The 21,808-nt window shown below is 51.9% G+C and carries 18 protein-coding genes; 8 read left to right on the top strand and 10 right to left on the bottom strand.

Annotated features, from left to right (window positions below; translation table 11 throughout):
* Positions 1-43: 43 nt before the first annotated feature.
* The 5 genes from TERTU_RS03265 to TERTU_RS03245 all read right to left on the bottom strand — a co-directional run bounded on the left by TERTU_RS03265 (position 44) and on the right by TERTU_RS03245 (position 6,877).
* The gene (locus TERTU_RS03265; RefSeq protein WP_015820149.1) at positions 44-1,390 is read right to left on the bottom strand and encodes a tetratricopeptide repeat protein; all 1,347 of its coding nucleotides are present in this window, start codon (positions 1,388-1,390) and stop codon (positions 44-46) included.
* 10 nt (positions 1,391-1,400) lie between these two features.
* Positions 1,401-3,620 (bottom strand): DUF3857 domain-containing transglutaminase family protein, encoded by a 2,220-nt coding sequence (locus TERTU_RS03260; protein WP_041590040.1) that lies wholly within the window; start codon positions 3,618-3,620, stop codon positions 1,401-1,403.
* A 186-nt stretch (positions 3,621-3,806) separates the two neighbouring features.
* Positions 3,807-4,601, bottom strand: coding sequence for a phosphatase (locus TERTU_RS03255; RefSeq protein WP_015820368.1), 795 nt, complete (start codon positions 4,599-4,601; stop codon positions 3,807-3,809).
* A 15-nt stretch (positions 4,602-4,616) separates the two neighbouring features.
* The gene (locus TERTU_RS03250; RefSeq protein ID WP_015817684.1) at positions 4,617-6,371 is read right to left on the bottom strand and encodes a TIGR03545 family protein; all 1,755 of its coding nucleotides are present in this window, start codon (positions 6,369-6,371) and stop codon (positions 4,617-4,619) included.
* Positions 6,372-6,373: 2 nt separating this feature from the next.
* Positions 6,374-6,877, bottom strand: a complete 504-nt coding sequence (locus tag TERTU_RS03245) for a DUF2062 domain-containing protein (protein WP_015818408.1) — start codon at positions 6,875-6,877, stop codon at positions 6,374-6,376.
* Between the two features lie 351 nt (positions 6,878-7,228).
* Between TERTU_RS03245 and TERTU_RS22335 the strand changes: the two genes are divergently transcribed.
* The 6 genes from TERTU_RS22335 to TERTU_RS03215 all read left to right on the top strand — a co-directional run bounded on the left by TERTU_RS22335 (position 7,229) and on the right by TERTU_RS03215 (position 14,451).
* Positions 7,229-7,354, top strand: a complete 126-nt coding sequence (locus TERTU_RS22335) for a hypothetical protein (RefSeq protein ID WP_266352081.1) — start codon at positions 7,229-7,231, stop codon at positions 7,352-7,354.
* Between the two features lie 33 nt (positions 7,355-7,387).
* Entirely contained in the window at positions 7,388-7,930 is a 543-nt protein-coding gene (locus TERTU_RS03240) for a hypothetical protein (protein ID WP_015817494.1), read from the top strand.
* A 316-nt stretch (positions 7,931-8,246) separates the two neighbouring features.
* Positions 8,247-10,814 (top strand): circularly permuted type 2 ATP-grasp protein, encoded by a 2,568-nt coding sequence (locus tag TERTU_RS03235; RefSeq protein ID WP_018015842.1) that lies wholly within the window; start codon positions 8,247-8,249, stop codon positions 10,812-10,814.
* Positions 10,811-11,689, top strand: a complete 879-nt coding sequence (locus tag TERTU_RS03230) for a transglutaminase family protein (protein WP_015817322.1) — start codon at positions 10,811-10,813, stop codon at positions 11,687-11,689. The genes TERTU_RS03235 and TERTU_RS03230 overlap by 4 nt, the downstream gene beginning before the upstream one ends.
* A 109-nt stretch (positions 11,690-11,798) precedes the next feature.
* Complete coding sequence (locus tag TERTU_RS03225) at positions 11,799-13,178, top strand: OFA family MFS transporter (protein ID WP_015818267.1); 1,380 nt, start codon at positions 11,799-11,801, stop codon at positions 13,176-13,178.
* A 625-nt stretch (positions 13,179-13,803) separates the two neighbouring features.
* Positions 13,804-14,451 (top strand): hypothetical protein, encoded by a 648-nt coding sequence (locus tag TERTU_RS03215; RefSeq protein WP_015819623.1) that lies wholly within the window; start codon positions 13,804-13,806, stop codon positions 14,449-14,451.
* Between the two features lies 1 nt (position 14,452).
* Here the strand turns inward: TERTU_RS03215 and TERTU_RS03210 are convergent, their stop codons facing one another.
* The 4 genes from TERTU_RS03210 to grxD all read right to left on the bottom strand — a co-directional run bounded on the left by TERTU_RS03210 (position 14,453) and on the right by grxD (position 18,823).
* Entirely contained in the window at positions 14,453-14,920 is a 468-nt protein-coding gene (locus tag TERTU_RS03210; protein ID WP_015820567.1) for a response regulator, read from the bottom strand.
* Entirely contained in the window at positions 14,892-17,078 is a 2,187-nt protein-coding gene (locus TERTU_RS03205; RefSeq protein WP_015818960.1) for a sensor histidine kinase, read from the bottom strand. Before TERTU_RS03205 ends, TERTU_RS03210 begins: the two co-directional genes overlap by 29 nt.
* A 153-nt stretch (positions 17,079-17,231) precedes the next feature.
* Positions 17,232-18,371 carry an endo-1,4-beta-xylanase gene (locus tag TERTU_RS03200; protein ID WP_015817274.1) on the bottom strand — a complete coding sequence of 380 codons (1,140 nt, stop codon included), beginning with the start codon at positions 18,369-18,371 and terminating at the stop codon, positions 17,232-17,234.
* A gap of 116 nt (positions 18,372-18,487) precedes the next feature.
* Entirely contained in the window at positions 18,488-18,823 is a 336-nt protein-coding gene (gene grxD / locus TERTU_RS03195) for a Grx4 family monothiol glutaredoxin (RefSeq protein ID WP_015820367.1), read from the bottom strand.
* A gap of 252 nt (positions 18,824-19,075) precedes the next feature.
* On the opposite strand from grxD, the gene TERTU_RS03190 reads away from it, so the two are divergent.
* Positions 19,076-20,236 (top strand): acetylornithine transaminase, encoded by a 1,161-nt coding sequence (locus TERTU_RS03190; RefSeq protein ID WP_015817132.1) that lies wholly within the window; start codon positions 19,076-19,078, stop codon positions 20,234-20,236.
* Positions 20,237-20,251: 15 nt separating this feature from the next.
* Positions 20,252-21,166 (top strand): ornithine carbamoyltransferase, encoded by a 915-nt coding sequence (gene argF, locus TERTU_RS03185; RefSeq protein WP_015817606.1) that lies wholly within the window; start codon positions 20,252-20,254, stop codon positions 21,164-21,166.
* Between the two features lie 42 nt (positions 21,167-21,208).
* Here the strand turns inward: argF and TERTU_RS03180 are convergent, their stop codons facing one another.
* Positions 21,209-21,760 (bottom strand): hypothetical protein, encoded by a 552-nt coding sequence (locus TERTU_RS03180; protein WP_015818087.1) that lies wholly within the window; start codon positions 21,758-21,760, stop codon positions 21,209-21,211.
* Between the last annotated feature and the right edge of the window lie 48 nt (positions 21,761-21,808).

The raw sequence follows: 21,808 nt of genomic DNA, 5'->3' as shown, positions 1-21,808 counted from the left end.
TGTTAGAATAGCCATGAAGAGCCATGAAGAGCCATCTTAAATCTTATAGCAGTTTCGCCTCCAACAAGATCCGCGCCCAAATATATTCATCGAACAAAGTCGCTTTACTCTTCGCAGTCGACGATAATTCCGTTCGCGCGTCCGATAGAGCACCCGACTTCCAGAGCGATATTGCCTGATAAAAGTGTGCGCCTGTCTCCATGCAGCTGGTTGCAGCGGCCTCCATGAGTTCGCTGGCATCAATAGGTTGTTGGATGTGGTCGATTATTTGTTGGAGCCAGCCAGATTGCACCGCTACATCATCCACCCCCAAGTTAAGCCCACCCTGAGTTATTAATGCTTCGACCCAAGCGAGTTGTATGTGCTGTAGCGTCGCCTTAACAGCATTCTTTTCGTAGAGTGCCGAAAACTTATTTTGTTGCTGAGTAACTGCCAGTAATGCAGCCGCTTTGTCACCGAGTCCAAGTTGCCGTTGGGCCTCAAACACCAGCGCTTGTGAATCGTCGTGCGTCTCCTGAAGGTAAACAATGACCGGGCCGGCTTCGTTGTAATGCTGAGTCAACAGCGCTGCCTGCACATAATGGGTAGCCGTCCACCAGTTTTTTTCCAGTTCCCAGGCTTTTTTTGCCTGGCTATACGCCAGAGGAAACAAACCCAGTCGTAAATACTGAAGCGCAGAGTTATCGACATAGAGCTGCTGAGGGTCTTTCGCTGCGGCACGGGAAATGTAACTCGCCGCGGTTCGTGCGTAGGCGGATTCATCATAACTGCAAGGGGATTCCTGCAGAATATCGTTAACTGCTTCGCCATAGCGATATAGATAACTGGCTGTATCGGAATTTAGTGTCACCGCGCGCTTGGCTGCCGCCAGCGACATCCAATAGGCTTTTTGTGATTCGTAGTATTTTGAAGCCATATACCAGCTACTCGCATTAAAAGGCTCCTCTTTCAATAGCGCACGCAACACAGGGTCAATTGTTTCACGCCGCGAGTCCGTATCGGCAATCAGCGCATAAGAAATTCTCCAAGGCGGTGGTGTTTCCCGCTGTACAACTGGCGAAAGTGAGCGGTATAGCACCACAAGATCCAGTAAGCCGTCCCCTGCTGTTTCTATACAGTTAAAAAACTCTGCAAGGTAATAAAATTTTTGCACCATTGGATTGAGCGGAGCCGATTCGTGCGCCTCACCGAGTAAACTACGCGCACGTGCTAAATCCTTTACCGTGCCGCCATTATGATAATCGCGATAAGCGTTCATCCCAGCTTCTATCTTGTTCGCCTGTTCACCCACCGAATTCGGCTCTAACGGAGACTTGGTTGACACGCTGCCGCAGGCGGCCAAAAACACGGTGGCCAGCGCAGGGAGAATCCATCGAAAAAACAACTTCATTTCGTATCTCCTATGGCTGATAGCCCAACTGCTTTGCCTTAACAAACGAGGCGTTAGACGCTTCGATATCCGTATTAAAGCCTTGCACCGTACCGAGAACGAACCAGGCTTCACCGTTTTCCGGCGCTAACTCGACAGCCGCCTGTGCAGGCGGCAACGCGTCTTCGAACTGGCCTAAATCAATAAAATGTTTTGCTTTTGCCAGCGCTGCCTGCCATGAATCTTCCTCAACGGAGGCGAGTGTCTCCTCCAGCCCCTGCTCGGCTGCTTTCTTTGGGTCGTCTACCATTGAAACCAGCCAGCCAGCTTGCCCCCCTAAATTGACCAGTGATTGGTAATAATCCTGGTAATCCTCGACGTTCAATCGCAATGGCCCGCGGGTAAACACAAGATCCAAAATAAAGTCAGCCCCCTCAACCCGGCCATTTTGCTCAAGAGAAAAATGCGTGGCCTTTACCGAGTCTGCAGTCTGCACCACGAGTGGTGTATTTTTGGCACCACTTTTAAATACCACCTGCTGCTCCATCCGAATAGATAGTGGGTCGTAGTAGGTATTCACCCTTGTAGCGGGAACCTGCAGCATGGATAAATCGCCGGCCAGACTGTATATCTGGCGAAAACTGGTGCCGTAGGTCAAGGGTGTATCGGTTGCGGAATTTTTATTGAATTTAAATTGGCCGCGAATCTCCAAGGGGTTCCAGAGAGATTCCGCATTATGGACGCTTGCGTTTAACGTGTATTCGCTTGAGTTATTGAATATACCCTGCATTAATCTTTGCAACGACGATTCGCGGTTGGCATCGTGTTGCCACCAACTTCGCAATACCTGCTCGTAGGCGCCCTGCGGGAGATAGCGTGCTTCGACAAGTGAACCCTCTGGCGATTCGCGGTAAATTAACTCCAAGCGTGCAAGGTTAGGCGCTAGCTCCGCGTCTATAGCAGTAACAATTCCGTCGCCACTGTCGATAATCAACGCGGGTTGGCCGATCATCTGGTTTGCCATGCCCGGGAACAAAGTACGGTCGCCGGTGGTATCAAGCCAGAGCGCTTTGCCACCCTCCGCAGGCGGTACCCATACGATCATGTGATCGAATATAAGGCGGACGAGATCCATTTTAGACGTGCCCGCGCGAGGCGTCTCCACGACCGCAACATGGGCGTCCACGCCCAACGCTTTGAGCAGTGCAACCGTCAACACCGCCTGATCTTTGCAGTCGCCGTAACCAGCAAGTAAGGTTTCATCCGGGTAATGCGGCTCGTAACCACCCCGCCCCAAATGCGCGAACACATAGCGCACCTTGTTGTTTACATACTGGTACACCGCTTTTATTTTCTGCTCCCGCGTAGCGTCTGCCGGTAACGCCATCTCCGCAATCGCGTTAGCGATAGCCGCTGTGCTGCCTAGCTTTGAACCGACTTTATCCCAGGTCCACCGATTGATAAGCCCCCAGTCGCGACTGGTGCTGACTTTAATACTCGGCATCACCTCATACCCAGGCAGCATCGCCGATTCCAACTCCACGGCTGCCACTTTGTTCCAGCTCCAACGACGTATGGTGCTACCGTCCCCGGATTTGATCACAGGCTTTTTGCGATATTGACCACGCACATCAATTTCCAGAGCCAGGTCTGCCGGAGTTTCGAGCTGATAGACAAACTGATCAACGCTGTCTGCACGCCAGCCGTCTTTGGCAATCCGCTGCTGAAACCAAAACGGGCTGGCACCATCAAACTCAACAGTTTCAATCGCTCGCTTCAGCGTGGTCGCGGTGTACTGAAATTCAATGATTGAACCAGGCACTACATCGGGAAGGGAAAACACAATCTCACTTTGATCATCGTAAAAATCCTGCCCGCCACCGGTGGTACGTACCTGAATAGCCTCTTGCGACACAGGTTTCAACACCCCCTGCGCTGTTAATACGTTGGCAAAATCCAAAGCGGCCGAACTGTAAAAGTGGTTGTACGGTATGGCGATGCGGCCATAGTCTCGCGCAGAGTCTGTATCGTGAATACGAATGGAAATATAGTGTGTTCTTGTCCAGCGGTGGTCGCTGTCAAGCGTAGCATGCTTAATGGAGTACAAGGCTTCTGCACCCTGCTGCGCAAACTGCATCTTGCGCTGCTCTTGCAGAGGAGGCCCCAAGCGTTCAGCTGCCTGCGCATGCAAGCAAGTGGAAAGATATAAAATTAAAGCTGAACAGCTTAACAATCGCGATACAAAAGACATGACAATTCCCGTTGACCCAGCGCTGCAGGCGCAGTAAAAACTTTTTGAGAATTGTCACGGAAACAGACAAAAATTGCCAGTCGGGTGTTTCGCTTCAGTCAAAGCATCGACACTTTAAGAGTTAATCGAGCAACTCCCACACAAACCTAAGCCCGTCTAAGAGAGACCCAGGTTTAGTGGGCTCGTTCAGGCAGCCTCGGGCAAGCTTTGTGTCCAATCCTCGAGTTCTTTTGCTACAGGCTTACCGTGGGACCCTAAAAAATCGACAAATCGTTTGGCGGAGACGGACACCACCCTTTCCTCTGGAAACCCTACCTGCCGGGCTTTTTCGATACAGGATGAGTGGTCGCCAAGGTCGTAGGCGATGTGTGCATCACTGGCAAACACGACTTTCCAATCCAGCGTATCAACCAGCTCGAGCAAACGCATGCAGTGTTTTTCACTGCCGCTGCGGGAATGAGTAAACGAACTGTTATTTATTTCCAGCAGCACATTATTGTCCCGCGCTGCGCGAATCACCTCTTCCTGGTTTATCGGGTAATTCGGGTTGCCGGGGTGCCCGACAATTTGACACAACCCGGAGCGGATTGCCTTAATCATCGCATCGGTGTGAGTTTTCTCATCCGCTGGCGCAAACACGGGTTCGTGAAAACTTGCAACAGCGAGATCGAGAAAAGGAACCAGCCCCGGCGGAATATCCAATGTCTGTAATTGGCTGATACCGCCAATGGTAAATTCGCCGTCTGGCAGAATATTGGCTTCTATACCCCGTAAAATCGCAATGCCTGACTCAATCCGAGGAAATATTTTCATATTCCCAAAATGCCAGAAATGCGGTGAATCCGGCATCGCTGGTGCGTGATCGGTAATGGTAAACATATCCAATCCACGCTGCTTAGCCGCGGTCACATAGTCGTGCACAGTGCTGTACGCGTGGGTGCTGGCGATGGTATGGGCGTGGGTATCGACTACAGTTTTCATTAAATAATTAACTCGCTAGTTGCCCAGTAGTTTGTCTTTCAACTGGTTTTTGAGTTTATCTTTCTCGTTGGCCACAGCACTTTTCAGCTCGGCCTTCAACAGCGTTTCAATGGTGTCTGTTTTACCTTGCGAAACTTGCTTCAGCGTTTCCCAATTGGCCAGTTCCTTCGCTGCCGCCTGCTGGCTCGCGGTGCCTTCAACACCGAGTTTTTGGTTAAGCTCCGCCAATTTCGCCTGAGCAGCTTCGCTAACATTGTCTTCGAGCAACTGACCCAGCTGACTGTCGAGGTCGGAGGCAAAATCAAATTGCGGATGGCTTAACACCCCGGATATTTTACTGTCGATATCCAGACGTTTAAGGTTTTCCAAAAATTTCGCGATCGTCTGGCTGTTTGCGCCATCGCCGACAGCTTTTAATGTCATATCCACAAAATTGATATCTGCGGAACCCGCAAGCTCCCCGTCCGTTACGGTAAGTTTACCCAAACTGTTAAGCAACGCTTTTTGCAATTCAGCAGTTAGTTCGCTGCTAGATGCCAGGTCCAATGCAGCTACAGCAACGCCCTTTAAATCCCACTGTTGATGAGCATTTAAGCCGGCGGCGCCGAAGCTAAAATCGCCAATCAAATTAAATAATTGCCATTGATCGGTATCTGAAGATTCTACGGTAAAGCGGGTTGGCCGCCCGAGCAGCTGATGGTCTTCGGTAATGTCCTGCCAATGGCTGATAAATTCAGATTCACTGTACTTGACTGAGATTCGCGCATTGCGAATCCAGACGTTAGGATGTGGCTCGGCTTTTGTGTATTGGATCCACCGCCCATCAAGTCGCTCGTGCTTCGTTTCTTCCTCGCCGCCACCCAACAGCGGGGTAACGAGGTTGTAGGCAATCATCAGGTTGTCTGCCCAGGTTTTCAGTTTTGCACCAAAAATTGCTTCGGTCAGCTCATCCAGCGCTCCGGTATCACCTGCAACGGCCCTTTTCAGCAGCGAGTAATCATCTTTGCGCGCAGCTTCAAGCGCTTTTGTTTGCGCCTGTAATTGTTCACCGGCTGCAGACACTGTAGTTTTGAATTGTTGCAATTTTTGCTGTTCAGCGCGTAAAGCGTCTTTAAGTGCCTTTAGCTCCTGTGTCGCAGCAGCGAAATCGGCGGGCGACTCAATTTTTTTCTCCCGCAGAGCGTCGACCTGCTGTTTGTAGGATTCCAGCTTGCCTTCGTCTGGCAGGGCCTTATAGGCCTCGGTCACCTCGGTTTCGAGGCGGTTTGCCGTCTCCTGCAGCTTTTTCGCCTCATCCCGTGTCGCTAGCGGTGTTTTCTTCAATAGTTCGTCGATATCGACCTGAACACGGGGCTTGCCTTCCGCACCTGCCAGGTCGTCCTGAACTTCCGTCTCATTGCTCTCGTATACCTCGCCTGGACGCAGTCGGGGCTGATCGAAACGAACTCCATCAACCACCAGATCATCCACAATAAAACGTCGATCAAGCAACTCCGCAACTGCCAGGCCCGCAGAGACTGTCTTCAGTTGGACGCGGTTATTGGACGGCGCTGCCGGGTCGGTTAGCGCGACATCGTGCAGCGTGATTCCGAAAGGGAACAAACGGTGCTCTGCGCGACCGACATTGACCTCAGCACCGTTAACGCCTGCGGCAAAGCGCTCCACGCCTAATTTGATCCAGGTATCCAAAAATACCATTGGGATACCAATCAACAGCGCCATGATTACGATAAAGGCGACCAAGCCCGGCCAGCGAATCACAGACTTCATGGCTAGCCCTCCAACTTCTGATACATGTGGTACACCTTGCTCGCCTTGAGCACCCGCACTAACTGGAAGCGGTTAACCCAGGCCAGAACACGATTGCGATACAACACCACGCCAACGCGGCTGGCGAAAAGAATCACCGGAAAAGCAATCAGGCTGACAAGCAGGCTACCCATGGTTAACGTGTGATTAAACTGGCTTATTGGGCCGAGCGGCGAGTTGTACAGGGCGGTCCACATTGGCTGTAAATTAGCAGCGGTAAGCACTTGCTCACCGAGCGCCACCATGGGGGTGTCCAACAGGTAAGCAAACCCCGAAAACAAAAGAAAGGAAGCAATAAAACTTGAGATGTTAATTCTGAGCACCAGTACAAAAAAGATAATGATCACATTGTGCAAACGGAAAAACGGGGTCAACCCCACGATCGAACCCAGCGCGATACCAAACGCGATCTGCCAGGGACCAGCCTCCGAATTCAGGGCTTTTAAAAATTTCAACAACAGTTGCATGAGGTCTTCCTTTTTCTTTTCTTCGTACTGTTCCTCTCGGGACTTGTTGCCTCGAGACTTTTTATTTATTGCTTATTGCGTTATTGCTTATTGCGTTTACGTATTCCTCTTACTTGAGTTATTGCTCTTACTAGAGACTATCCGTAGGGCCGCGGCCGGGCTAACTTTTACATAGATTCCGCAAAAATTACACATCACCCCAATCGCATGCGCAGGGCCTTAATACGATCTACTAACCCCGCGACGAAGCCGGCGCTTAACCAGCGCTTACATAGATGATCCTATCTATTTAAGCGCCAGGTTCGTAGTGCCACGACTTTGAAAGGCACAAACCGCGCCGAGATGGGTGGCATGGATATCAACATTGAATCCACCAAGCTGAGCGAGATACCGACTAAATCGGCGAACTTAGATCCGATTCACACTCCAGCCAATTATCCACAAACAGCGCTACTCAAGCTTTTTCATGTCACCTAAACTTCCGGTTCACTTTACGTATTCATTTGTTTTATGGGTCACTACGGAATTACAGCACTGCCATCTCTATTGATACTTGCCGGTTCCGGCTCCGTAATTCTCGGTGTTCTCTTCTGGAAGATTAAGCGATTTCTAGCGCGATACCAGCGTGATCGCATCCCTAATCTATTATTCACCAAGGCCGCTGTCAGTCACCCAGCTGCAGACTCCAAGCGAGGCGCGATGACCATGGTTTTGCGCAACGAGCGCGGTGGTGAATTACAGTTGCTTGCTTTGCGCCTGCTGGTGCTTGAACACGGCCCCAGCCTCAATCTCGGAAGTCGTAAACAGGTGCGCCTGCCGAAATATGCCGGCAGCGACATTGCGCTTAGCTCCACCCAGATGCACTACCCGTTGTCCTTGCCTCAAGCCCGCCTGTCCAGACACCGTGAAACGTCGTTAAAACTGACGCTGCATAGCAAAGAACAGCACTGGTTTCGCATGGCAGTCGAAGCGGAGTGGTCTGCGGGTAGAAGTACAACGAGAACACAGGTATCGCGTTCCGCGCCATTTTATATGGAGTTCCCTCTCGCCTAAGCTCCCGGGCCAGTCTATTTCACCACTACACTGACATGCCCCGATGAGTGTTATCCAGCGCCCGGCTGCGCTAATATTAACTCTTGATAACAAGAGGGGTCCGCGCACTTTCGCCAGGGCGGTTCCTCGCAAAGGTCCCCGTAGCGCTCTGACACATCACTAATGCAGCCTCCGCAATGCTCGCTTGCGCACGCGATGACCGTCCTGTGACATCAGCAGGGTGCCAGAGATTGCTGGCGTTTTAACAACGAATTCAGACAACTACGATGGCAGAACCGCAGAGCTTCCGGTAAGCTTCCGCGCCACTTGCCTAACCATGAGGCTCATTGTGCCAACAACGGAACCCTCCCCACTCGTGCCGCCTGAACTGCACTATCGCCCCAGTAGCGATACTGCCGACGAAGTGTATGCAGCGGATGGTAAACCCCGCCCGCACTGGGAATATCTGCTCGAGTCCCTCAAGTCACTCGGCCCCAAAGCCCTGGCTGAACGTCAGCAGAAAGCGCAGCGTATCCTGCGTGACGATGGCGCCACCTACAATATTTATGGTGAGGACGTTCGTCCCGGCCGTACGTGGGAGCTGGATCTGGTACCCGCGCTTATCAGTAGTGAAGAGTGGGGCGTTATTGAATCAGGTCTATTAGAACGAGCGGAACTGTTTAACGCAATTCTCAAAGACCTATACGGTGAACGAGAGTTGATTCGCCACGGCATTATTCCCCCTGAAGCCCTGTTCGCACACGGTGGTTTTTTGCGCGCATGCCACGGCATTACCACCCCCGGTGATCACGAGTTGATTATTCACGGGGTGGATATGATGCGCACCGAGAGCGGCGACATCTACATTCTCACCGATCGCACGCAAGCACCCAGTGGTATGGGCTATGCGCTTGAAAACCGCACGGTAATGTCTCGCGTTTTACCGAGCTTGTTTCGCGATAGCCAGGTCCACCGGCTGGCAACCTTCTTCCAGCGGTTGCGTCAGAAGCTGTCATCGTTGTCGATAAACCACGATCAACCGCGGGTGGTACTACTCACACCTGGAGCGCACAACGAGACCTATTTCGAGCACGCCTACTTAGCCAATTACCTCGGATTTCCGTTGGTACAAAGTGGTGATTTAGTCGTGCGCAATGGATTTGTATGGATGAGGTCACTTGATGGCCTTAGTCGGGTAGATGTAATTTTACGCCGCGTCGACGATTGGTACTGCGATCCGGTTGAACTGCGCAGCGACTCGCAACTGGGCGTCGCAGGGCTGCTGGAAGTGGTTCGCGCCGGACGGGTAGTTATTGCCAACCCGCTTGGGTCTGGTGTGTTGGAAAACCCACTGCTGTTCAAGTATCTCCCCGCAATCAGTAAGTCACTTATCGGCCGCGAGCCGCGCATGCAAAGCGTGGAAACCTATTGGTGCGGCGACAAGCAAGACATGAAGTATGTACTTGCCAACCTGAAAGAGCTGGTCATCAAGCCGATCTACCGTGGTCGCGGCGAAATGAGCATCAACGTGGGCGAGCTGCCGCAAGCGGAGCGGGAAACGCTGCTCGCACGGGTCAAAGCCGAACCGAGTCAGTTTGTTGCACAACCGCTTATGCGCGCCAGCCATTTGCCCAGTTTTGTCAACAAAAGTTTGCAACCACGTCCCGCAATCACACGCAGTTTTGCCGTTGCCAGTGATACTTCTTACACTTTGATGCCAGGAGGCTTAACCCGCCTGGGCATCGTAGAGAACGGCTTCCTTATCGCAGGCCAGGCAGGCTCACAAAGCAAGGACACCTGGGTGATCGCCTCCGAGCCGGAGCGTGCAAGCAGCCAGGAGAAACCTGCCGAATCCTCGGGCTCTGGTACCGAAAGCCAGCTGCTTAGCCTGCCCAGCCGGGTGGTGGAAAACCTGTTCTGGATGGGCCGCTATGCAGAACGCGCAGAAGCGTCACTGCGCATCCTGCGCACTGTGTTCCTAAAACTCAATGGCGAAGAGCCTATCTCCACCGTAAGCCGCCGACACTTATTGGAAGCCGTTACCGGTATAACAGCGACTCTACCGGGCTTTAAAGACTGCGACCCCGAACTGCTTGACCACCCGGATGAAGAATTGCTGCTCGTCGCCAAGGCGCCGTTCCGCCTGGGCAGCGTATATCACACGCTCACCTGTATGTTGCAGAGCGCAGATGAATCCAAGGAACTGTTGTCGTCGGATACCCTTCGCGTCATCAACGACATCCGCGACGCACTGGATAACCTTGAATCGGCTCTCACCGGTGGCCTGAGCGCCGCGCCAGAGGAAGCGCTGGACCCGCTGGTTACCGCGTTGATGGCGCTCTCTGGCTTGTGGCAGGAGAGCATGGTGCGCGGCGTCGGATGGCAGTTTATGGACATCGGTCGCCGTATTGAGCGCGCGATGCAAACCACCTGTGCCATGCAACATCTCCTGGTGCCTGTACTGGCAGAAAATGAACAAACCACCTTGATGGAATCGCTACTGATCTCCCTCGAAGCGCTGATCAGCTATCGTCGTCGCTACCGGGCGCGGATGGGGATCAGCCAGGTGCTTGAGTTAGTCATGCTGGATACGTCGAACCCCCGTTCGCTGCTTTATCAGCTGGATCAACTAAAAAACCATTTGGCGTCTCTGCCCATGGCCAAAAAAATGGTTGAGCTGAGCCCGGAACAGCGGCTGATTCTGGAAGCCGAGACTTCCGCTCGCCTGTCGCTGCTCTCAGAGTTGGCTGCCGATGGCGAAGAGGAACGTGAAAAACTGAGCGATTTGTTGGGTAAGCTTGATGAGCTACTGGGCACCTTGAGTAATGTGATTAGCGATAAATATTTTGATCACCGCATCGGGCCGCAGCAGCTGGTTCACAACACCTGGGATGACCGTTCATGAAGTACCGCATTCGCCATATCACCGAGTACGAGTATGCGGCTCGCGTTTCCCACTGCTACAACGTCGCCCACATGATTCCTCGCACCAGCTTGCGCCAGACGTGTGAGCAGCACCGAATCAGTATCGCGCCACATGCGTCCTTCACCGCCAAACGGGAAGACTATTTCGGCAATCAGGCCTTTCACTTTGAAATCCAGCGGCCGCACGAAAAACTGGTAATCACGTCCGAAAGTGAAGTCACCGTATCACCGCAACACAGCGCGCTCAATTTGGACTTGGGTGTGACCTGCTTCGACGCGCGGCTGCAGCTCAACGAGTCTACCGATCCCGACGTGTTATTGGCGCGCGAATTCTTGCTCGATTCGCCGATGATTAAACCTTTCGAGGCACTGCGGGATTATGCACTGCCCTCGTTCGAGGAAGAGCGTCCGCTACTCTCGGCCGTGGCGGACCTGACCCGGCGAATCTTTGAGGATTTCGAATACAGCCCGCAATCGACCACCGTCGCTACGCCACTTTCTGAAGTTATGGAAAGCCGTAAAGGCGTGTGCCAGGATTTTGCGCACCTGCAGATCGGCTGTTTGCGCGCCCTTGGCTACCCTGCGAAATATGTCTCGGGTTACATCGAAACCCTACCGCCCCCGGGGAAGGAAAAACTCGTTGGGTCGGATGCATCACATGCCTGGATCTCGGTTTATTCCCCTCGGGAAGGCTGGTTTGAGTTTGATCCAACAAACAACCAGATCGCGGGCGAGCAACACATCATCACGGCCTGGGGACGAGACTATTTTGACGTAACCCCCCTGCGAGGCGTGATCTTTGGCGGGGGTGAAAACCCCCTGCTAAATGTTTCTGTCGACGTCGCCCGTCTATAACCCTGAAATCGCAGCACCATTGGCACCGTTGACCTCTATCAACGGTGCCAATGGTGAAAAGAGCTACAGTGACGGCCTTCGCTAACTCTTTGATATTTAAGGTGTCTCCATGAAAAATCGCTGGCTAATCGCGCTTTCAGCGGTGGGCGTGCACGTCTCCATCGGCTCTGTGTACGCTTTCAGCGTCATTAAGAAACCGCTCGGCGAACTTCTGGAGCACGCCAGCAACAACGAAATTGCCTGGACATTCAGCTTTGCCATTTTCTTCCTCGGTATCTCCGCTGCCATCATGGGCCACTTCGTGGAACAGCGTGGACCACGCGTTGCGGGGCGCATCGCTGCAGTATTTTTCGGCGGCGGGCTGGTGGTTGCCGGCATCGGCGCCAGTTTAGAGAACCTCTATGTGGTTTGGCTTGGCTATGGCGTGCTGGGTGGGATCGGGCTCGGCATCGGCTATATCACGCCAGTTTCCACACTTCTGAGCTGGTTTCCCGATAGACGCGGTTTTGCCGGTGGTCTCGCGATTATGGGATTCGGCTTCGGCGCGTTCTTTGGTGGGCCGCTGTTCCAAAACCTGATGACTCACTTTGGTATGAATGCTTATGGCATTAGTGACTTGTCCCAGGCCGCCCAAGTACCCGCGATTGTCGAGAGGCTCGGCGACATTGCCGATGCGACAATCAGGGATCAGCACGTTGCGGCGCTCGTGGCAGCGAAGGGCATAGCAACCAACTGGTTTATCATGGGCGCGGTGTATTTCGCTGTCATGTTCGCGTCCGCATCCTATCTGGAAAAACCACCGGAAGGCTGGTTGCCTGAGGGGATGAAAAATGACGTGGCGACCGGCAAAACGGTCGCCACCAAGCCACTGTTCGATTTAACTGCCCGCCAGGCAGTGAAAACCGGTCCTTTCTGGGCGCTGTGGACGATGATGTTTCTCAATATTTCCTGCGGCATCGCGGTCATCTATTCCGCGTCACCACTGGCACAGGAAACCATAGGCCTCACTGCCGCGGAAGCCTCTGCTGTGGTCGGCCTAATGTCGTTATTCAATGGCTTAGGGCGTATCGGATGGGCCTCTCTGTCCGATTATATTGGCCGGGCGAGCACTTTCACGGCATTTTTCGTTGTCCAGATCCTGGCATTCTATCTGCTTCCTAATCTGACCAACGTATTGCTGTTCCAGATAGCGTTGTTTTCCATCCTGAGTTGTTACGGCGGTGGATTCTCCACTGCCCCAGCGTTTATTGGCGACATGTTCGGCACCCGTCAGTTGGGCCAGATACTTGGCTATGTGCTTACAGCCTGGGCCGCCGCCGGTCTGGCAGGCCCTCAAGTCGCCGCTTACGTGCGCTCCCTCACGGGCAATTACGAGACCACGCTGCATATTTTTGCCGGCGTATTCCTCGTTGCCCTTGTCGTGTCGTTGGTGATGAAAATTATGCTCACTCGCGCAAAACGTTTCGAGCCGCAAGGTGCGTTAAATTAGGTGTGTATGCGCAACCTCTGAGAATCGATTCCAGATCGGCGAGTGCGCAGGTAACTTCACCAAGATAATTATTTGCGCGTCATATAGAAATATGATATGCCAGCGAGAAATCTGCTCTGCGCGCCTCAAGTTACTGGGTCTTCTGAACCCACAAGGTTTCCACACATGTGTAAAGAAAACCGGTGGTAGTTGTCGCATTTTTAAACACCGCCACATCTACTCCACAGACGCCTTGAAAAATTCCTGCTGGAGAACGAGAAGCCGGGCTCTCACACATCACACTGATGTATGACCCGGCGACGCCATAAATCACATCAATAGGCATATAACTCCTTACACCTGTAAATAATTACGGCACAACGATTGTATGAAATCGACAGTGTAGTGTCACAGTTCGACGAATATCGTCAGTTACGTCCAACGCACGAAGCGCCATCTCTGCTTTTCTACAAATTGTTTGCACATAATACGAATCAAATCCGGGTTTGTTCCGCCAGCAAAACAAATCAACAGCCATTCAGCCTAAATAATGAACGAACCATCGATTCAATGAATACTTTTGATAAATTGGCTCAATATTTGTTTAGGGAATAAGCAAAGACAACATAAGAGAAGACTTCTAATAATGATCAAATTTAATATTTCAAAATCATTGTCTGACGCGCTCTCAAATCACTTCGAACCGACAGAAAACCGCACTCCAAATCTGATTTGGAATGCTGAACTGATCACCATTGGCTCTGAACTTTGCATTGTCACCCAAGAGCACTATAGCGAATATGTGATGATTTTCTGCGGCCTGAAACGGCGCGATTTTTTACACTTTCCGGCTATTTTTCAGGACCGCTTCTGGCGGGAAGTCGCGGTACTATGCCCGGAGATCGGCCGAGAGGAGCGTTTCGCCTTCGCCAACCATCTATTGCAGATGACGGACGACCAGTACTATCAGATGGAACCGTCCACCGCGAATCAAAACAAAATTTTAGAGATCGCCGAACATATGGAATATGTTTCCATTGTCGAGGGCAAACCGCTCCCGGTGGACGGTCAGGCCGCGTTTGAGTATGCACTAAAGTTCAACGATAACGAGGATGACGAGTTTAGCGAAACATTGACGCCGGTTGAGTTGTTCCGAGATATGTGCAAACACTTTGTTGAAGAGTTCCGCTTCAACGAGCGCATGCGTCAAGGGCGATATTCCAACGTGATCTCCCGCGAGGAAAACATTATCCGGGTAGACTTCAAGCAAAAACTGGTGGACACCGTCGGTTAATTCAGTCGCTGCCGGGTTTGTCGTTCATAGCACCACTTACAATCTGCGGTAGCAAAGTGGTTTCACTCCAATAACCACGTAAATTGCGCAACTTATCTTCGAACTCGGTGTGATCAAAGGGTTTAACAATATAACTGTTTGCCCCGAGTTCGTAACATCGCTCCACCTCTTGTGCGTTTGCTGAAGTGCTCAGCATAATTACCGGTATTTTCTTTAACGTCGGGTGCTTTTTTAAGTGCTCCAGAGCGCTAATACCGTTAACCAAAGGCATTTTTATGTCTAACAGAATAAGCTCCGGAAGCGGGACGGTCGGACCAGCCGCCGCCAATAATTCAATATAATCCAGCAAGTCGCGGCCATTAATTTTGCGATCGACCACACTTGGACAGGATGACTCTTCGAGTACATCCATTATCAATTCTGCGTGGTCGTCATTGTCTTCAGCTATCAATATTCTTAGCGGTCTCATCTTTGCCCCTGTCCTGAGGAAAACACAGTGTAAACGTACTGCCCATACCGGGTTCAGAATCCAGCTCTATCCAGCCACCGTGTTTTTCAACAATACTTTTCACTATTGCCAGGCCGACACCATTGCCTTCGCCGACATCCAATCTCTCAAAAATCTTGAATATTTGCTCGTGATACTGTCGCTCTATTCCAATACCATTATCTTTTACCCACACTCGCGCCACGTGCTCGTGGAATTTCAAACCCACGGAAATTCTTAAATCACGGTTAGGGTCACAATACTGAATCGCATTGGAAATCAAATTCTGCAAGCAGTTAGCCAGTAGCTTGCCATTACAGACAAATTCGCGCTCGGAATCATTGGTCGTGATCGATGCATTGGATTCCAGTATCTGCTGATGCAATGCCTCGCACGCGGTATCCACGCAGGTTTTCAGGCGGCAGGGCGCGACCTGTATTTCTTCCCGCACGATGCGGGAAAGCTGGAGGAGTTCGTTAAGAATTTCCGCCATATTCTGGGTGTTCACGATGATACGGTTCAACCTGTGCCGGTTTTTTTCATCGAGCGTATCACCGCAGGTATTGAGAATTTTTTCGGTAAAACTGCCAATGGTGACCAGTGGTGCTTTTAAATCGTGCGACACACTGTAGATAAATTTTTCCATTTCAGCATTCTGTTCCTGCAAGCGCTCGTTGAGGGTTTCCAGATTGTGCTGCAGTTTTTTCGCAGCAGATATGTCATGAAAAATCATCGCCACCCCGGAGCGATGATTTTCGCCATCGATGACCGGCGATAACGACAGCGAAACATCGACTGATTCCGCATTCTTGCGCACCAGGCGGGTTTCGAGAGTAGCATGCTCCAGCCCCGCCATGACGCGCAGAAAGTCGGCACGATTGAAGCCGGAGTCTTCGTCGAACTGTAATAAGGTTTTGGCATTTGCATCGCGAATGACATCTTCTTGCGTATCAAATAGCACCAGCGCGGCTGGGTTCCAAGACAGCACATTACCGTTCACGTCGGTGCTCAGAATGGCATTATTTGTGCCGTGAAAGAGTGCGTGTAGCTGCGCCCGCAAATTAATTTCCTGACGATTTTTCTCACTTAACCGCAGGTAGAGGAAAAGTAGCAAATAGATCACTGTGCCAAGCGCGATATCCACAGCAGCGGATAATAACTGTCGCCGAAATACCTCAGCATCGATCACTGATTTTTGTACACCCGCCACGATGCGATACACCACAGGCGGCGAACTCTGATCAAAAGCCACCTCTTGCGACAACATTTGATAGCGGGTTGCCATAGTACGGTGATACACGGGCGTCATATGGGTCAACATTACCTGATTGCCAATTGAGGTATCGGTAAACCATGTATCTGTCGGGCCATACTCCCAGCGAAATGCTTCGTCTTTTACGGGGTGAGTAAGGTAATCGCCGCGATCGTTCAGTAGGAAGGCTACTGAGCGCTGCCCCAGCTCTGTTTCTGAGGTGAGTTTTTCCAAGAGTGGGCGGGCATCGAAGTTAACAACCACCATGCCAAATAATTTTTGACCAGGCGCGTAAACAGGTTTAACAACCCGATACGTTGGCCAGGCAGGCTCTTCGACCTTCCCCTGCTCGCGGTTCAAAGTGATCGGTGATAAATAGATTTGCTCCGGCGCCAACCGGGTGCCCGCGAGGAAATAATCGCGATGGCCTTTTTCCTGCAGTCCATCGGCCTCCACCACTGTAATACCCTCTGGACGCCGATCTACGCGCACCAGCTCGCGGCCATTGTTGGCCAGGCCGATATAGCGAATCTGGACGATGCTGCTATTGGATTCCAAATAGGCAACAAATATGGTTTTTAAACGCTGATCCCATTGCGCAAGTGTAGAAAGCTCCTGCTCGTCGTAGTCTTCGTTCTGAAGTGCTCTTATGAAACCATTGATCGGTGGGGTGCGAAACAGAAATTCGGCGTGGCGAAAGCTGTCCCCTAGTTCGTCATCCAGCAGGCCCTCGCGCAAAACCAGCTCACTGCGTAGAACGACTTCGTAATCTGCCAAAACCTGCTGACGAGTTTTGCTCTGCAAGTAGAGCAACCACAACAATACTGCGGCCACCAATATCAGAGACAGCAGAACAAACTTCTGTTTCGTCAACGTATATAAAGCCATACACACATTCCATCGCCAGGACCAAAGCCCCTACCGCATTAAGGGCGGTCGCCTCGAATTGAGTCGGTGAGTTGATTACAGGCCGATTGAGGCCTGTAATCTTGCGGGCGCCGCTTTTATTGTTATTAAAGTCTAGCGCAAGGAATTGTGTGACTAGATTTTTAATTTTGCGATGGCGTCGTAGCAGGGTTTGCGTTCGAAATTGCGATCGAACAACAGAGGATAATTAGTTCGGCCTTTTACCGGGAAGTCATTTTTCCAGGAGTTTTTGTCGCTTACCCCCCAGAAAGTCACACGATCGATATGGTCTCTGTATTTCAAAAATAATTTGAAAAATTCCACATAACGGTCGGTTAGCTGCTGCTCAACTTTGGCGGGAAGCCCGTTCGGGTAGGGGTTGATCTTGTCTGAATACTCAAAACTCGCGGAAATTTCCGCGCCGGAAAACTCCCAGGCGACAGGTAAGACATCTAAATCCAGTTCGGTAATGTGCAGGCGCATACCTTCAGCCGCGTAGGCTTTTAAACTCGCTTCGAACTCCAAGATATCGGGAAAATCGAGCCCCACATGCCCCTGCAGGCCGACGCCCTGAATAGGTACGCCGCGTTTTTTTGCCTTGCGAATATAATCCACAAGAAACGCGCGTTTACCGGGGTTGTGCATGTTGTAATCGTTGTAAACCAGTTGTGCAGATGAATCCGTTTCACGCGCAAAATTAAACGCGTAGTCCATAAAATCCGGACCTATGATGTTAAACCAGGGGCTCTTACGCCACCCCTTGTCTTCGTCTATCGCCTCATTGACTACATCCCAGGAATTCATTCGCCCGGCGTAACGGCCAGCAATTTTGCCTATATGGCCACGCATGCGCGCCAATAACGCATCTCGATCCAGCGGCTTGCCTGCCTCGTCCTGAAATACCCAACTCGGTACCTGTGAATGCCAAACCAGAACGTGGCCGACCTTGAACATTTTGTGCTTGTCGGCGAAGTCCATAAATTTGTCTGCCAGCTCCCAATTCCACTTGCCGGGGCGAGGGTGTACACGCTCCCATTTCATGGAGTTTTCCATAGTCACCGCATTAAATTCTTTGGCAACCAGATTCATGAATTTTGGGTCGGCCTCATGCATCTGACGATCGCCAATGGCCGTGCCAATGTAGAAGTCGTCTTTGTAGAGGTCTTTTATGGAAGTGATTTCCAGCGCTTTCGCGAGCGCGCGCTGCTTAATTGTGGCGAGAGCAGCCAAGGTGGCCGAGGATTGAAGCAAAAATTGACGTCGGTTGATGGTCATTTAAGTTAACTCTAGTTTTAAGTGACTGTGTGCCTATTATAGCCACCAAAACTCAAGCCGACGCCGCTTGGGGAAAGTCCCGCCGACAGCGGGACTCTGCAGGGGATAAAACAGCCTTACTCTCCGGCTGGTGTGTCCTCGGCCGCGGCACTGTCGATCAAGGATTTTAGCTCACCTTGCTCGTGCATCTCACTGATGATGTCGCAGCCGCCTACCAGCTCACCATTCACCCACAGCTGCGGGAAGGTTGGCCAGTTTGCATAAACTGGCAGTTGCTGGCGGATCTCCGGGTTGGAAAGTACGTCTACATAGGCAAAGCGCTTGCCGCACTCCATTAGCGCCTGAGACGCGCGCATGGAAAAACCACATTGCGGTGCGTTTGGTGAACCTTTCATGTAGAGAATGACTGGGTTGTCCTGCAATTGCTTTTTGATAGTCTCCATGATGTCCATGGTGATAAACCTCTTCGCTATAGCCGATTAATGGGGCATTGTACCTGAAACGGCGCCTCGCCACAGTGAACGATCAGCGCACTCAGGAAAAACACGTTTAGCAAAAATACGCGCCATTTCACCCTTCAAACAGGTGCCAAAGGGCACAATCCCCGCTCTGCGCACTAATTTACAAATTTTTGCATTGTTGATAAAGTTACCGGTCTTCGGTCAGGCAGCTTTCGCTGCCTGTTTTGTTTTTAGGAGAAACAAATGTCGGACTCAGCGCTCATGAATACTTATGGAGAGCGAACAACGACCCTGGTAAAAGGCGATGGCGCCTACCTTTGGGACAGTGAAGGCAACCGCTATCTGGACGCATTGTCCGGGATTGCCGTATGCGGACTGGGATACAACCATCCGGCAGTGACCCGTGCAATCGCCGAACAGGCCGAAAAGCTGATCCACTGCTCCAACCTTTACCTGATCGAACCACAGCAGGCATTGGGCCAAATACTGGTGGACACCTCCGGTATGGAGAAGGTATTTTTCTCCAACTCCGGCGCCGAAGCCAACGAAGCTGCGCTCAAAATAGCCCGCAAATTCGGCCAGCAAAAAGGCATCAGCCACCCTCACGTCATCACCGCCGACCGCAGCTTCCACGGCCGTACCATGGCGACATTGTCAGCGACCGGCAACACCAAAGTTAAACAAGGGTTTGAACCTCTGGTAGAGGGCTTCAGTCATGTCCCTTACAACGATGTCGACGCCATCAAAGCGGCCGCCACCGCCAATACTGTTGCGATTATGGTCGAACCAGTACAAGGCGAAGGCGGTGTAAATGTACCCGCCCCAGATTACCTCAACGCGCTGCGTGAACTCTGTGACAGCAATGACTGGCTCCTGATTCTGGACGAAATCCAAACCGGTAACGGGCGCACTGGTCGCTTTTTCGCGTATCAGCATAACAACATCCTCCCAGATGTGGTTACTACGGCTAAAGGCCTGGGCAATGGCGTTCCCATTGGCGCATGCCTCGCTCGCGGCAAAGCGGCGGAGATTCTGCAACCTGGAAACCACGGCTCCACATTCGGCGGCAACCCCTTGGTATGTAATGCCGGGCTCGCCGCAACCAAAACGTTACTCGAGCAGGATTTAATGACGCGCGCCGCAGCACTCGGCGAGATGATGCTGACACAGTTCCGTGAGACCCTCAGCGACGTGGCTTGTGTAGTGGATATTCGCGGCAAAGGTTTGATGATCGGCATCGAATTGGATCAGCCTTGTGGCGACCTGGTAGCGCAAGCGAAACAAAAAGGCGTTTTAATAAACGTAACCGCAGGCAATACCATTCGCCTGCTGCCCCCGCTGATTATCAGCGACGAACAGGCTCGCACCATTGTCGACACCGTGGTCGACCTGATAAAACAATAAACGGACGATTTACCCATGGCCCCACGACACCTTCTATCGTTGAGCGACCTTACCAGTGAGGAGCTGGAAGCGATTATCGCAAACGCAATTGCGCTAAAAAAATCCCACTATGAAGGCAATGCCCCCCTGCCGCTGGCAAATAAAACCCTGGGGATGATTTTCGAAAAATCGTCTACCCGCACCCGCGTCTCCTTTGAAGCCGGGATGACGCAGCTGGGCGGCAGCGCGATCTTCCTCTCGCCACGGGATACGCAACTGGGCCGTGGTGAGCCGATCGAAGACTCCGCACGCGTACTATCGCGGATGGTGGATATCATTATGATCCGCACCTTCGAACAGGCTGATCTTGAGCGCTTCGCCGCCTACTCTCGAGTACCGGTGATTAACGCGCTAACCGACACCTTCCACCCTTGCCAGTTGTTGGCTGATGTCCAAACCTTTGTGGAACATCGCGGCAGCCCGAAAGGCAAAACCGTAGCTTGGGTTGGCGACGGTAATAACATGTGCCATTCCTACATCAACGCTGCCCGTTTATGTGATTTTCAATTGCGTATTGCCTGCCCCAGGGGATTTGAACCGGATCCAGAATTACTCGCCGCCAATGCAGACCGGGTGACTGTTGTGAATTCGCCCGCTGATGCCGTCAAAGGTGCCCACTGGGTAGCCACTGACGTATGGGCCAGCATGGGTCAGGAAAGCGAGCAAAAGGAACGGGAGAAACAATTTGCCGGATTCCAGGTGAACCACGAGCTGATGGCCCTGGCGCAACCCGATGCCGTGTTTATGCATTGCTTGCCCGCACACCGGGGCGAGGAAGTGAGCGCAGAATTGATGGAGGACGAAAAGTTCACCGTGGTCTGGGACGAAGCGGAAAACCGGCTGCACGCACAAAAAGCCTTGATGCTGTTTTTGCTGAAAAATCAACAGTAACACCTTAGATTCACCGCGTTCGCCCGAACGCGGTGAGCAGCTCTACTCAAAGAGCACCGGATAATAATCATATTCGCAATACTCAAACCCGGTGTCGCATACCTGCAAAAATACATAAAGTGTTTGCGGAATAACGTAAATCAGCGGGCTGAGGTCGGCAACGAAGTCTTCCCCGGTATCACAACTTAATCCGAAGCCTGTATCGTAGCGGCAAAACTGCAAGCCATCCTGATCGCACTCCAAACCAATACCACACAATTGCGAACCCGCGTAGACTGCGCCGTCCCAGTCTGGGCGATCATTAACATAGAACTCAACCCAGTAGTCATCCCAGGAACTGGCCACCCACTCCAGCTCGAACCAGCCATCATCCACATAGGGGTTGATCGCAAGAGCGACAGCCGGATCGAATTCAGGACTACTGCCATAGCTGTCCACCAGAAAAAACGCATCCAGACTTGGCGGGAGAGGCGGATAGTCTTCCTCTACGATGACCTCTGTTGTGTCCGAGTGGATCACCACCGTATCGGCACCACATCCCCCTAACCAGACCAACGATACAAGCAACCATGGAGCAATACGCGAGACATTCATGTCGGGCACCTCTATTAATTAATGTGCCCTTATTGTGCAACCGGTGTG

The sequence above is a fragment of the Teredinibacter turnerae T7901 genome (assembly GCF_000023025.1).
Lineage (GTDB): Bacteria > Pseudomonadota > Gammaproteobacteria > Pseudomonadales > Cellvibrionaceae > Teredinibacter > Teredinibacter turnerae_B.
This window is presented reverse-complemented; position numbering and strand designations above follow the sequence as displayed.